This is a genomic window from Nocardia arthritidis NBRC 100137 (genome assembly GCF_001612765.1).
GTDB lineage: Bacteria > Actinomycetota > Actinomycetes > Mycobacteriales > Mycobacteriaceae > Nocardia > Nocardia arthritidis.
Genome location: NZ_BDBB01000006.1, coordinates 50,548 through 63,182 on the forward strand (window position 1 = coordinate 50,548; position 12,635 = coordinate 63,182).

12 protein-coding genes are annotated in these 12,635 nt (G+C 68.0%); 7 read left to right on the plus strand and 5 right to left on the minus strand.

Annotated features, from left to right (window positions below; genetic code table 11):
• Window positions 1–186: 186 nt before the first annotated feature.
• Complete coding sequence (locus tag NA8_RS05675; protein ID WP_063049297.1) at window positions 187–774, minus strand: TetR/AcrR family transcriptional regulator; 588 nt, start codon at window positions 772–774, stop codon at window positions 187–189.
• Window positions 775–875: 101 nt separating this feature from the next.
• On the opposite strand from NA8_RS05675, the gene NA8_RS05680 reads away from it, so the two are divergent.
• Window positions 876–2,063: an FAD-dependent monooxygenase gene (locus NA8_RS05680; protein WP_063049298.1), complete on the plus strand. Its 1,188-nt coding sequence runs from the start codon at window positions 876–878 to the stop codon at window positions 2,061–2,063.
• A gap of 108 nt (window positions 2,064–2,171) precedes the next feature.
• The gene (locus NA8_RS35475) at window positions 2,172–2,300 is read left to right on the plus strand and encodes a hypothetical protein (protein WP_281198957.1); all 129 of its coding nucleotides are present in this window, start codon (window positions 2,172–2,174) and stop codon (window positions 2,298–2,300) included.
• A 68-nt stretch (window positions 2,301–2,368) separates the two neighbouring features.
• Here the strand turns inward: NA8_RS35475 and NA8_RS05685 are convergent, their stop codons facing one another.
• Window positions 2,369–4,018: an acyl-CoA synthetase gene (locus NA8_RS05685; protein WP_063049448.1), complete on the minus strand. Its 1,650-nt coding sequence runs from the start codon at window positions 4,016–4,018 to the stop codon at window positions 2,369–2,371.
• A 60-nt stretch (window positions 4,019–4,078) separates the two neighbouring features.
• On the opposite strand from NA8_RS05685, the gene NA8_RS05690 reads away from it, so the two are divergent.
• On the plus strand, window positions 4,079–4,861 hold the full coding sequence (locus tag NA8_RS05690; protein WP_063049299.1) for a crotonase/enoyl-CoA hydratase family protein: 783 nt from the start codon (window positions 4,079–4,081) through the stop codon (window positions 4,859–4,861).
• A gap of 63 nt (window positions 4,862–4,924) precedes the next feature.
• On the opposite strand, the gene NA8_RS05695 is transcribed toward NA8_RS05690, so the two are convergent.
• Window positions 4,925–5,344, minus strand: coding sequence for a VOC family protein (locus NA8_RS05695; RefSeq protein WP_063049300.1), 420 nt, complete (start codon window positions 5,342–5,344; stop codon window positions 4,925–4,927).
• Window positions 5,345–5,527: 183 nt separating this feature from the next.
• On the opposite strand from NA8_RS05695, the gene NA8_RS05700 reads away from it, so the two are divergent.
• Window positions 5,528–6,526 carry a sigma-70 family RNA polymerase sigma factor gene (locus tag NA8_RS05700; RefSeq protein WP_063049301.1) on the plus strand — a complete coding sequence of 333 codons (999 nt, stop codon included), beginning with the start codon at window positions 5,528–5,530 and terminating at the stop codon, window positions 6,524–6,526.
• A 156-nt stretch (window positions 6,527–6,682) separates the two neighbouring features.
• On the opposite strand, the gene NA8_RS05705 is transcribed toward NA8_RS05700, so the two are convergent.
• Both NA8_RS05705 and NA8_RS05710 read right to left on the minus strand, forming a co-directional pair.
• Window positions 6,683–8,221 (minus strand): acyl-CoA synthetase, encoded by a 1,539-nt coding sequence (locus tag NA8_RS05705; protein ID WP_063049302.1) that lies wholly within the window; start codon window positions 8,219–8,221, stop codon window positions 6,683–6,685.
• Between the two features lie 82 nt (window positions 8,222–8,303).
• Entirely contained in the window at window positions 8,304–9,341 is a 1,038-nt protein-coding gene (locus NA8_RS05710; RefSeq protein ID WP_063049303.1) for an LLM class F420-dependent oxidoreductase, read from the minus strand.
• A gap of 130 nt (window positions 9,342–9,471) precedes the next feature.
• Between NA8_RS05710 and NA8_RS05715 the strand changes: the two genes are divergently transcribed.
• From NA8_RS05715 to NA8_RS05725, 3 genes are read left to right on the plus strand one after another with little or no spacing between them, the layout of a single operon-like run.
• Window positions 9,472–10,422, plus strand: coding sequence for a Zn-ribbon domain-containing OB-fold protein (locus tag NA8_RS05715; protein WP_245663683.1), 951 nt, complete (start codon window positions 9,472–9,474; stop codon window positions 10,420–10,422).
• A gap of 12 nt (window positions 10,423–10,434) precedes the next feature.
• Window positions 10,435–11,472, plus strand: a complete 1,038-nt coding sequence (locus tag NA8_RS05720) for a thiolase family protein (RefSeq protein WP_063049305.1) — start codon at window positions 10,435–10,437, stop codon at window positions 11,470–11,472.
• Complete coding sequence (locus tag NA8_RS05725) at window positions 11,469–12,635, plus strand: thiolase family protein (protein WP_063049306.1); 1,167 nt, start codon at window positions 11,469–11,471, stop codon at window positions 12,633–12,635. The genes NA8_RS05720 and NA8_RS05725 overlap by 4 nt, the downstream gene beginning before the upstream one ends.

Here is a 12,635-nt window from a genome sequence, read left to right on the forward strand (position 1 = left end):
CCATGCCCTGCGGGCCGAATCGCGTTGCGCTCAGACCAGTCGCCGGTTCAGCTCGCCGCTGACCCGCAACACACGCCCGGCTGCGTCTTCGAAAGCTGCGCGGCGCGAGTCGATCGCATTCGTGCCGGTGTCCTGAACGCGGCCGCAGCCGTCTCGCCGCGGCGCAGAGTAGCGGGGATCGCGCTTTCAGTCTGCTGGGATCGACGTCAGGTAGCGCTGGAGAGTGGGGCCCACCTCGGCGATGATCTGGTCGCGAGTCAGGGCGACGACCGGGGGCAGGCGCAGGACGTAGCGGCACAGGGCGAGGCCGAGCATCTGGGTGACGATCAGGCCGCCACGGCGGGGGGCGTCGGCGGGATCGCCGAAACGCAGGACGGCGGGCAAGATCTGCTCGGCGAAGATGGCGCGGACGCGGTCGGCCACCGCCTCGTCGGTGATCGATGAGCGCAGCAGCGTCAGCAGCACCTCCTTGTTCGGCTGCTCTTCCCAGATCTCGAAGAAGCGGCGCACCAGCAGCTCGCCCAGGCTGTCCGGCTCCGCGGAGCCGAGGTCGGGCAGATCCAACCGGACGTCGACCGCGGCCGCGAAGAGTCCGTCTTTGCTGCCGAAGTACCGCATGACCATCGATGGGTCGATATCCGCGTCGGCGGCGATGGCGCGAATGGTCGCCTTGCGGAATCCCTCGGCGGCGAATCGCGCGCGGGCCGCGTCCAGAATCGCCGCACGCGTCGCGTCCGAGCGGCGAATGGGGACTTGATCAGGCTCTACGGTCATGCCAACGAGTGTAGGCCAACAACTGTTGACTTCCTAGGCCGCACGGAGCTACGGTTATGCCAACAAACGTTGGCCTACAGACGTTGACACGAGGAGTTCCGATGAACGCCACACCGAACCCGCTGCCCGCCACCACCTCCGTCGTGATCGTCGGCGCGGGGCCCGCCGGGCTGACCACCGCCATCACGCTGGCCGACGCGGGTGTGGATTTCGTCCTGCTCGACCGGCAGAGCGAAGGCGCCAACACCTCCCGCGCGGCGGTCGTGCACGCCAGGACGCTCGAGGTACTCGAGGAACTCGGCATCGCCGACGAGTTGGTCGCGACCGGCGACATCGTCGCGCGCTTCACCGTCCACGACGGCGGCAAGACCTTGGCCACCATCGACTTCGACGGTCTCCCGACGCGCTACCCCTACACCCTGATGACGCCGCAGGACACCACCGAGGCGGTGCTGCTGAAGCGGCTGCGGAAGGCGGGCGGTGACGTGCAGCGGCCGTACCAGGTCAGCCGGGTCGCCCAGGATGGCGACGGTGTCACGGTCGAATACACCGACGACGCGGGCACCGCCGGCAGCATCCGCGCCGACTACGTCGTCGGCACCGACGGCATGCACAGCGTCGTCCGCGAGCAAGCGGGCATCGGATTCACCGGCGCGTCGTACCCGGAGTCCTTCGTTCTCGCCGATGTGCGGATGGACTGGCCGATCGCGCGCGACGAGGTGGCCCTGCACCTTGCACCGGAGGGTGTCACCGTGGTCGCGCCGCTGCCCGACGAGGGAGAGCCGAACCGCTACCGCGTGGTCGCCACCCTGGAAACCGCTCCCGAGCACTCGACCGCAGCACAGATCCAGGCCCTCCTGGACGCCCGCGGCCCCGGCGGCGCGGTGCGGGTTCGCGAGGTGCTGTGGAGCTCACGCTTCCGCGTGCACCACCGGGTCGCCGACCACTACCGCAACGGCCGCATCCTGCTCGCGGGCGACGCCGCACACGTGCACAGCCCGGCAGGCGGGCAGGGCATGAACACCGGCATCCAGGACGCCGCTGCCCTCGGCCCGTTGCTGGCGCGAGTCCTCACGGGCGAGCCCGACACCCTGCTGGACGAGTACGAGACCACCCGCCGCCCCGTGGCCCTCGGCGTCGTCTCGTTCACCGACCGCATGACCAAGATGGCGACCCTGCGCCGCCGCCCCGCCCGCACCGCGCGCAACCTGATCCTCACCACCCTGTCCCGCATCCCCGCCTTCCGCCACCGCCTCGCCTACCAGCTGGCCGAACTCGCCAACCGCTGAGGTTCCGCGAGGCCCGAGCGAGCCGAATGAAACGCCGCTCCGACAGCCGCCCAGTAATGCGTACCGGCCATCGGTTCTGGGACAACTGGCGAACTCGGTGGCGCGGAATTGGAGCAATGGCAGTACGAGATCACCGGAGGCGGCCGGATCTGGTACGCGATCGATGACGCCAACCGGACGCTGTATCTGACCCTCGCCGGTACCGGGCATTCCCGGCAGACCGATCGGCGGCGCTGATATCCGGTCGGATGCCTACATGATCGGCCACTGTCCGAGGAACGATGGCCGACCATGAGGCCGGGCTCCTACTTCGCGCTCGCCACCGTGTGGTCGTCGGCGGGGCGGGACTGGGTCTGCTCCTTGGCCCAGCGGTAGTCGGGCTTGCCCGCCGGGGACCGTTTGATCTCGTCGACGAACCACAGGCTGCGGGGCAGTTTGTACGGCGCGATCTCCTGGGTGAGCATGGGGCGAAGCTCCTCCAGGGTGGGGCGAGACTCGCCGCGGCATTGCACGACCGCGACCACCCGCTGACCCCAGCGCTCGTCCTCGATGCCCACCACCAGCGCGTCGAAGATCTCGGGGTGCGTCTTGAGCGCGCCCTCGACCTCCTCGGGATAGATCTTCTCGCCGCCGCTGTTGATGCTGACCGAGCCGCGGCCGAGCATGGTGACCGTGCCGTCCTCCTCGACCCGCGCGAAGTCGCCGGGGATGGCGTAGCGGATCCCGTTGAACTCCTTGAAGGTCGCGGCGGTCTTCGCCTCGTCCTTGTAGTAGCCGAGCGGGATGTGCCCTCGGCGGGCCAGGATGCCGACCTGGCCGGAGCCGGGCTGCACCGGATTGCCGTTCTCGTCGAGTACATCGGTGGAAGCGTCGATCTTCACCCGCGGCCCCCCGGTGTGCGTCGCACCCTTGGCCACGATGGCGATACCGCCGAAACCGGTCTCCGACGAGCCGATCGAATCGGAGATCATCCGGTTGGGCAGCAGCTCGAGGAACTGGTCCTTGAGCGAGGGCGAGAACAGCGCCGCGCTGCTGGCCATCACATACAGGCTGGAAAGGTCGTAGGGCTGACCGGTCTCCGGGTTGCCTTCGATGAGCGCGTCGAGCATCGGGCGCGCCATCGCGTCACCGGTGATGAAGATCAGGTTGATCTTGTGCTTGTCGATCGCCCGCCACACGCCGTGCCCGGAGAACTCCGGGATCATCACGGCTTTACCGCCGCCGAACAGGCTGTGGAACGTGGCCCACTGCGCGCCGCCGTGAATCATCGGCGGTATCGGGAACCGCACCATCGGCGGGCTGCCCGCGCCGACCTTCGCCAATTCCCATTCGTCCTGGACGTATTCGCCGGTGATGAAGTTGATCCCCGCGCCGAGCACGCGCCAGACGTCCTCCTGACGCCACATCACGCCTTTGGGCATGCCGGTGGTTCCGCCGGTGTAGACCATGTACAGGTCGTCCGGGGAACGTTCGCCGAAGTCGCGCTCGCCCGAGGACTGCGCGAGCACCGTCTCGTAATCCACCGAATCGGCTGCGGTGGCGATCGTGCCGGTCGTATCGTCGTCAACGACGACGACCGTGCGCAGCTGCGGCGTCTTCGCCCGGACGGCAGCGACCTTGTCGCTGTAGCGCCGCTCGTGGATCAGCGCGGCCATGTCCGAGTTGTCGAAGATGTACTGCAACTCGTTCTCGACATATCGGAAGTTCACGTTGATCATCACGGCCCGCGCCTTGAAGATCGCGACCATGGCCTCGACGGCCTCGATCGTGTTGCGTGAGTAGATACCCACCTTGTCGCCCGGCCGGACTCCCTGTTCTTGCAGGTAGTGAGCGAGTTTATTGGCCCGCTCCTCCAACTGGGCGTAGGTGACCTCGCGGCCGTCGTCGGCCAGCGCGACGCGGTCGGGCATCAGGTCGATGGCATGTTCGACAAGGTCCGCTATGTTGTAGCTCACAGCCATAAAAATAGAACGTGTTACTGTTTCTGACAAGGCTCGAAGTCAGGAGAATCAGCGATGCCGCACTGTCTCGTCGAGAAGCGCGACCATGTCCTCATCGTCACCATGAACCGACCCGAGGCGCGCAACGCGCTGTCGGGGGAGATGATGGCGATCATGAAAGACGCCTGGAATCAGGTGGACGAGGATCCGGACATCCGGGTCGCGATCCTGACCGGTGCGGGCGGGGCGTTCTGCGCGGGCGCCGATCTCAAGGGCATGACCTCCGAGCACCCCGGCGACACCATCGACGGCGGCGGCTGGAATCCGGCCAAGCTGGAGGCGCTGCTCAAGGGCCGCAGGCTGACCAAGCCGCTGATCGCGGCGGTCGAGGGCCCTGCCATCGCGGGCGGTACCGAGATCCTGCAGGGCACCGACATCCGGGTGGCCGGGGAGAGCGCGAAATTCGGTGTGTCCGAGGCGCGGTGGGGCCTGTTCCCGCTGGGCGGCTCGGCGGTGCGGCTGGTCCGCCAGATCCCCTACACCGTGGCCGCGGAAATCCTGCTCACCGGCCGGCACCTCACCGCCGCCGAAGCCAAGGAGATCGGCCTGATCGGGCACGTGGTCCCGGACGGCGCCGCACTGGACAAGGCGCTGGAGATCGCGGCGCAGATCGCCGCCAACGGCCCCCTCGCCGTTCAGGCCATCCTGCGCACCATCCGGGAGACGGAGGCCATGCCGGAGGAGGCCGCCTTCGAGATCGACGCAAAGCTCGGCATGTCGGTATTCCGCTCGGCGGACGCCAAGGAAGGGCCGCGGGCGTTCGCGGAAAAGCGCAAGCCCTCTTTCACCGGAAACTGAGAATCCCGGCGGAGCCCAACGCCCCCGATGCGTACCCGCATCGGGGGCGACCCCTCGCCGGGCTCAGTTCGCGCCCGGGTAGTCCATCCAGAACGGCTCCCACTGGTGGCCGTCCGGGTCGATGAAGGTGCGGCCGTGCATGCCGACCTGCGCTTCTTGTGCCCGCTTGTCCTCGTTCACCTCTTCGGTCGCGCCCGCCACGACAGCGGCTTCGGTCAGGCTGTCGACCTCTTCGGCGCTGCTGAGGGCGAGCGCGTACGCGGCGTTGATCGCCGTCTTGGTGTCGGCCACCGGCCGCTTGCTGAAGGTGGTGAAGAACGTCTTGATGAGCAGCATCAGGCAGATGTTGTCGTCGACCACGATGCAGGCAGCGTTGTCGTCGGTGAACTCCTGGTCGACCTTCCAGCCCAGCGCCTCGTAGAACGCCTTCGACCGGTTCAGATCGTCGACCGGGAGATTGATGAAAATCATCTTGCTGCTCATGGCCTCTTCCTCTCGAGCAAGTCCGTTCGTGTCACTGGATAGGACGTGCCCCGGACGGCTAACTCATCGCGGAAGCGTCCGTGTCGCATCCCACACGCCGAGCAGGTTTACCGATCTTGATCAGCTCCGCCCTGGCGTTCGCGGCCCTGTTCTGTGTCGGTGGCCTGTGGCAGGGTGACTCCCATGAACGACTCGCCCGGCTCCTCCGCCGGACTCGCTCCCGAGCTGCTCGCCGCGTTCGAGACCCACCGCAGAGAGCTGTGCGCGTACGCCTACCGCATGCTCGGTTCCTCCTTCGAAGCGGAGGACGCGGTGCAGGAGACTCTGACGCGGGCCTGGAAGTCCTACGACTCGTTCGAGGGCCGCGCCAGCCTCCGCTCCTGGCTGTACAAGATCACCACGAACGTCTGCCTGGACATGCTCGACGGCCCGCAGCGGCGGGCCAGGCCGATGGACCTGTCCGGTCCGTCGCGGCCGGATTCGCCGCTGCCCGCGCCGCAGCCGGACTACGTGTGGATCGAGCCGATCCCGAACGCGCTGGCCTTCGGCGCCGACCCGGCCGATCACGCCAGCGCGAAAGACACCCTGCGCCTGGCCTTCGTCGCGGCCTGCCAGCATCTGCCCGCCACCCAGCGCGCGATCCTGATCATGCGCGAGGTCCTGCGCTTCTCCGCCAACGAGACCGCCGAGGCGCTCACCATGTCGCCCGCGTCGGTCAACAGCGCGCTGCAACGGGCGCGGGCGACCATGTCCAAGGTCCAGCCCGCCGCCACCGATACCTTCGACGAGTCCGACGAGGATCAGCGCAGACTGGTGGACAACTTCGTCAAGGCGTTCGAGTCCTACGACATGGACACCCTCACCACCCTGTTGAAAGCGGATGTGGCACTGTCCATGCCGCCGATCGAGCTGTGGATCTCGGGCCCGGAGAACGTGGCCGCGTTCATGCTCGGCCACGGAAGCGCTTGCCGCGATTCGCGGCTGGTCCGCCTGGAGGGCGCCAACGGCTTGCCCGCCTTCGGCCACTACAAGCCGGGCACGGAGCCGGGCGTATGGGTGCCGTGGTCGATCACCGTGCTGGAACTCGACGGCGACACCATCGCCGGACTGAACTTCTTCCTCGACACCGAGAAGTTGTTCCCGCTCTTCGGCCTCGCGCCCGAACTGCGCGAAGGTATCTGACCCCGAACGCGCGAATGCGCCCTTCGTGAAGGGCGCATTCGCTTTGGGCGTCGTCGCGCGGCCGGGCCGCAGCCCCAGCGGACCGGCTACACGGCCGCCACGTCTCGCCGGACTCGGGACAGACTTTTCTGCCCGAACTTGTCCGACGGCACCCCCTCAGGACGCGGGGATGTACCGTTCGCGCAGCTTGCGCTTGTAAAGCTTCCCGTTCGGGTCGCGCGGCAGTTCGGGCAGATAGTCGATCGACTTGGGCATCTTGTACTTCGCCAATTGCGTGGCGGCGAAGGCCAGCAGTTCCTCGGTGAGCGCGTCGTCTCCGTCGATACCGTCGGCGGGCTGGACGACGGCCTTCACCTCCTGACCCCAATCCGGATGCGGCACACCGAAAACCGCCACGTCGGCGACCTTCGGGTGGGTGATCAGGACGTTCTCCACCTCCGCCGGGTAGATGTTCACACCGCCGGACAGGATCAGATCCGAACGCCGGTCGTGCAGGTAGAGATAGCCGTCCTCGTCGAGGTGCCCGATATCCCCGACGGTGAACAGGTCACCGACGCGCGAGTCGTCGGTCTTGGCCTTGTCGTGGTGATACTCGAAACTCGAAGCGCCCATCCGCATGTACACCAGGCCGGTCTCGCCGGCAGGCACCTCGGAGCCGTCTTCCTCGCTGAGCACCTTGATCACCGACCACGGCCACGCCTTGCCGACCGAGCCCGGCTTGCGCAGCCACTCGGAGCCGTTGATCACCGTGCCGCCGCCTTCGGTGGCCGCGTAGTACTCGGTGACCGTCGGACCCCACCACTCGAGCATCTGCCGCTTGGTCTCCTGCGGGCAGGGCGCGGCGCCGTGCACCATGCTGCGCAGCGAGGACACGTCGTATTTGGCGCGCACCTCCTCCGGCAGCGCGAGCAGGCGGTGGAACTGGGTGGGCACCATGTGGCTGTGCGTCACCCGGTGCTTGTCGATCAGCCGCAGCATGTCCTCCGCGTCCCAGCGATCCATCAGAACGAGCTTGTGGCCCAGCTGGATCGAGATGGTGGCGAAGTTCAGCACCGCCGTGTGGTACAGCGGCGAGCCGCAGATATGCACGTGGTCGTCGTAGGGCGCGAGCTCGAACAGGCCGAAGAACGCGGTGGTGTGCGGCGGGACGACATCGGGGTCCGCGCCGGTGAGCGGCCGCCGTACTCCCTTGGGCCGCCCGGTGGTTCCGGAGGTGTAGAGCATGGGTGCGCCCGTGCTGCGGTCGGACGGACGCCCGGTGTCCGCGGCGCCGAGCCAGGCCACCGACTTGAAACCCTCGATCTCGCCCACCGCGAAGCGCGCCGTCGCGGGCAGCCCCGCCTCGTCGGCGGCGGCCTGGGCGGCGGCGGCGAAGCGATCGCTGGCGATGAACGCCTTCGCCTCGCTGTCGGACAGGATGTAGGCGACCTCCGGACCGGTGAGATGCCAGTTCACCGCGACGATGTACAACCCGGATTGGTAGGCCGCGAAATACGCCGCGATCGCCTCCACGCAGTTGTGCACCATGCTCACCAGCACGTCACCGGTTTGCAGGCCGAGCCCGCGCAGGCCGGTGGCGTAGCGATTGGCGAGCGTGGCCAATTCGCGATACGTCACCTCCCGGCCCCAGGGATCGACCATCGCGATCCGATCGGGCTCGGCTTCGGCGATGTTCCACAGACCGAGAATTTTCACTGACTCCTGCGTGGGGGAATGGTGAGGAGGCGGAGCCGACGGGGCGGGTGAGGCAGTCACCCCATTGAATTTAGAACGTGTTCTACTGTTCGACAAGGGGGGCGAGCCGATGCAATTGCGCGACATCGGGAACCGACACCAGCATCATCGTGACGCCCGCGGCCTCCCAGACCCGCAGCTGCTTGCGGACATGCTCCTCGTCGCCGATGATCGCGGTGTCCAGAATCAGCTCATCCGGCACCACCGCTGCCGCCTCGGCCTTCTTGCCGGACTGGAACAGCCGGCCGATCTCGTCGACCTCGCGCTCGTATCCCATCCGCCGGTACACCTGGGCGTGGAAATTCAGCTCGGGCGCGCCCATGCCGCCGATGTAGAGCGCCATGATCCAGCGCATCCGCTCCAGCTCGCTCGCGGGGTCGTCGGTGATCACCACCTGGCAACTGGCGGCGATCTCGAAATCGTCCCGGCTACGCCGCGCCCCGGCCCGTGCGAAGCCCTCGTCGAGCCACTCGTCGTACATCCCGGCCAGCCGTGGCGCGTAGTAGATGGCCAGCCAGCCGTCGGCGATCTCGGCGGTGAGCGCGACGTTCTTCGGTCCCTCAGCGCCCAGCCAGATCGGCAGATCCGCACGTAGCGGATGCACGATCGGCTTCAGCGGCTTACCGAGCCCGATCGAGCCCGGGCCCGTGTAGGGCAATGGGTAGTGCGGACCGTCGCTGGTGACCGGAGCCTGCCGGGCCAGCACCTGACGCACGATCCCGACGTACTCGCGGGTGCGCTGCAACGGCTTGGCGAACGGCTGGCCGTACCAGCCTTCCACCACCTGCGGACCCGAGACACCCAGACCCAGAATCGCACGGCCACCGCTGAGGTGATCGAGGGTGAGCGCGTGCATGGCCGTCGCGGCGGGCGTGCGCGCCGACATCTGCACCACCGACGTGCCGAGGCGCACCCGCCGCGTCGACGAGCCCCACCAGGTGAGGGGACCGAAGGCGTCCGACCCCCACGACTCGGCGGCGAAGACGGCGTCGAACCCGGCCTCCTCGGCCGCCGCCACCAACTCCCCCGCGTTCGCGGGCGGCTGGGCCATCCAGTACCCGAGTTGCAATCCGAACTTCACGCCGGACCCCTTTCCAGTCAACTGCTTGCCACCAGAGTTAGAACCTGTTCTACTCGATATCGTGACTCAGGGGAATACTGCATCCACGGCAATCGCTGGTGGTAGCGGCACGGCATTGAACACAGCGGCCGTGCCCGATGTACTCAGCGCGCCCCTACGGGTGCGTTTCGACTACACCCGCTCCGTCGGCTCCACCATCGGGACGTTTCTGACCCGGTTACGCGATCACAAGATCGTCGGCGCGCGCGGCTCGGACGGGCGGGTGATCGTGCCGCCGCCGGAATACGATCCGATCACCGCCGAACCGCTGACCGACTTCGTCGACGTCGCCGACACCGGCACCGTCGAATCCTGGACCTGGGTGCGCGAACCGCTGCCCGGCCAGCCGTTCGACCGCCCCTTCGCCTGGGCGTTGATCCGATTGGACGGCGCGGACACGACGCTGCTGCACGCGGTCGACGTGGCCGCGCCCGAGGACATTCGGAAAGGCTTGCGGGTGACCGCCCGATGGGCCGAGCAGACCGAGGGCAGCATTCGCGACATCGTCTGCTTCGAGCCGGGCGAGAAGTCCGCCGCGCCGGTGGCGTCCGCCGCGGCCGAGCCGGTCACCATGCTCATCACGCCGGTCGATCTGTCCTACAAGCACACCGCCTCGCCGCAGGAGACCGTCTACCTGCGCGGACTCGCCGAAGGCAAGTTGATCGGCGCGCGCACCGACGCCGAGGGCAAGGTCTACTTCCCGCCGCGCGGCGCGAACCCGACCGACGGCAGGCCGACCGACGAGTACATCGAGTTGTCCGACCGCGGCACGGTGACCACCTTCTGCATCGTCAACGTGCCGTTCCTCGGGCAGCGGATCAAGCCGCCGTACGTCGCGGCCTACGTGCTGCTGGACGGCGCGGACATCCCCGTGCTGCACCTGGTGCTCGGCTGCGACGCGAGCGAGGTGCGCATGGGTATGCGGGTGGAGGCGGTGTGGAAGCCGCGCGAGGAGTGGGGCTACGGCCTGGAGAACGTGGACCACTTCCGTCCCACCGGCGAGCCGGACGCCGATTACGAGACCTACTCCCATCACCTCTGAGAGAGGCGCACGTTGACTGACAACGCCACCGACATCGCGGTCGTGGGTTTCGCCCACGCGCCGCACGTGCCGGAGACCTTCGGCACCACCAATGGTGTCGAGATGCTGGTGCCCTGCTTCCAGCAGCTCTACGACCGGCTCGGCATCACCAAGTCCGATATCGACTTCTGGTGCTCGGGCTCGTCCGATTACCTCGCCGGGCGGGCCTTCTCGTTCATCTCCGCGATCGACGCCATCGGCGCGGTGCCGCCGATCAACGAATCGCACGTGGAGATGGACGCGGCCTGGGCGCTGTACGAGGCGTGGGTGAAACTGCGCTCGGGACAGGCGAAGACGGCGCTGGTGTACGGCTTCGGCAAGTCCTCGGCGGGCACGCTGCGCCAAGTGCTCACCATGCAGCTGGACCCGTACGTCGTCGCGCCGCTGTGGCCGGACGCCTGGTCCATCGCGGGCCTGCAGGCGCGCGCCGGCCTCGACGCCGGACGCTGGACCGAACGGGACATGGCGGCCGTGGCGGCCGGCGAGTCCGGCGACGCCGACAGCCTGCTCGACCAGCCCTATGTCGCCGATCCGCTGCGCGCGCACGACATCGCGCCGATCACCGACGGCGCGGCCGCGATCGTGCTCGCCGTCGGCGACCGCGCTCGCGAACTGTGCGAGCGCCCCGCGTGGATCACCGGCATGGCGCATCGAATCGATACTCCTGTGCTCGGTGCGCGCGACCTCACCGTCTCGCCATCGACGGCGGCCGCGGCCAAGGCGGTCACCGGCGGCGACGTCAGCGGTTTCGACATCGCCGAGTTGCACGCGCCGTTCAGTCATCAGCAGCTGATCCTCGCCGAGGCGATCGGGCTGAAGAACGGCACGAAGGTGAACCCGTCCGGCGGCGCGCTCGCAGCCCACCCGATGTTCGCCGCGGGCCTGGAGCGCATCGGCTTCGCGGCCGAGGCGATCATCGCGGGCTCGGCGAACCGCGCGTTGGCCCATGCCACCAGCGGCCCCGCGCTTCAGCAGAACCTTGTGACCGTCTTGGAATCGGAGAACCGATGAGCTTGCCAGCTGCGGTGCTCGGCACCGGACAAACCCATCACGTGACGAAACGGACCGACGTGTCCATGGCGGGGATGTGCCGCGAGGCCATCGATCGTGCGCTCGCCGACGCAGGTCTCACCATCGCCGATATCGACGCGGTCGTGGTCGGCAAAGCGCCGGACGGATTCGAGGGCGTCATGATGCCCGAGCTGTTCATGGCGGACGCGCTCGGCGCCACCGGAAAGCCGCTGCTGCGGGTGCACACCGCCGGTTCGGTGGGCGGCTCCACCGGCATCGTCGCGACCAATCTGGTACAGGCGGGCGTGCACAAGCGCGTGCTCGCGGTGGCGTGGGAAAAGCAGTCGGAATCGAATGCCATGTGGGCGTTGTCGATTCCGGTGCCGTTCACCATGCCGGTCGGCGCGGGTGCGGGCGGTTACTTCGCTCCGCACGTGCGCTCCTACATCCGGCGCTCCAACGCACCGGGCCATATCGGCGCCATGGTCGCGGCGAAGGATCGCCGCAACGGGGCCAAGAATCCGCTCGCGCATCTGAAGCAGCCCGACATCACGATGGAATCGGTGCTCGCCTCGCAGATGCTGTGGGATCCGATTCGCTTCGACGAGACCTGCCCCTCCTCCGACGGCGCATGCGCGATCGTGCTCGGCGACGCGGAGGCCGCCGAGGCGGTCGAGGCCACCGGCCGCAAGGTCGCCTGGGTGCACGCCACCGCGATGCGCACCGAGCCGACCACCTTCGCCGGGCGCGACCAGGTCAATCCCCAGGCGGGCCGGGACGCGGCCGCCGCACTGTGGGAGGCCGCGGGTATCACCAACCCGCTCGAAGAGATCGACGTGGCCGAGATCTACGTCCCGTTCTCCTGGTTCGAGCCGATGTGGCTGGAGAACCTCGGCTTCGCGCCGCAGGGCGACGGGTGGAAGCTCACCGACAAGGGCGAGACCGAGATCGGCGGCGCTCTTCCGGTCAATCCGTCCGGCGGCGTGCTCTCGTCCAACCCGATCGGCGCCTCCGGGCTGATCCGGTTCGCCGAGGCAGCCAAGCAGGTTATGCAGCGGGCCGGGGACTATCAGGTCGAGGGCGCGCGTAAAGCGCTCGGTCACGCCTACGGCGGCGGGTCGCAGTACTTCTCGATGTGGGTGGTCGGATCGGAGCGGCGGTGA

What these genes read in the sequence shown, in the direction of transcription:
- NA8_RS05675 (WP_063049297.1), bottom strand. Translation starts at nt 774, where the DNA reads ATGACCGTAGAGCCTGATCAAGTCCCCATTCGCCGCTCGGACGCGACG.
- NA8_RS05680 (WP_063049298.1), top strand. Translation starts at nt 876, where the DNA reads ATGAACGCCACACCGAACCCGCTGCCCGCCACCACCTCCGTCGTGATC.
- NA8_RS05690 (WP_063049299.1), top strand. Translation starts at nt 4,079, where the DNA reads ATGCCGCACTGTCTCGTCGAGAAGCGCGACCATGTCCTCATCGTCACC.
- NA8_RS05695 (WP_063049300.1), bottom strand. Translation starts at nt 5,344, where the DNA reads ATGAGCAGCAAGATGATTTTCATCAATCTCCCGGTCGACGATCTGAAC.
- NA8_RS05700 (WP_063049301.1), top strand. Translation starts at nt 5,528, where the DNA reads ATGAACGACTCGCCCGGCTCCTCCGCCGGACTCGCTCCCGAGCTGCTC.
- NA8_RS05725 (WP_063049306.1), top strand. Translation starts at nt 11,469, where the DNA reads ATGAGCTTGCCAGCTGCGGTGCTCGGCACCGGACAAACCCATCACGTG.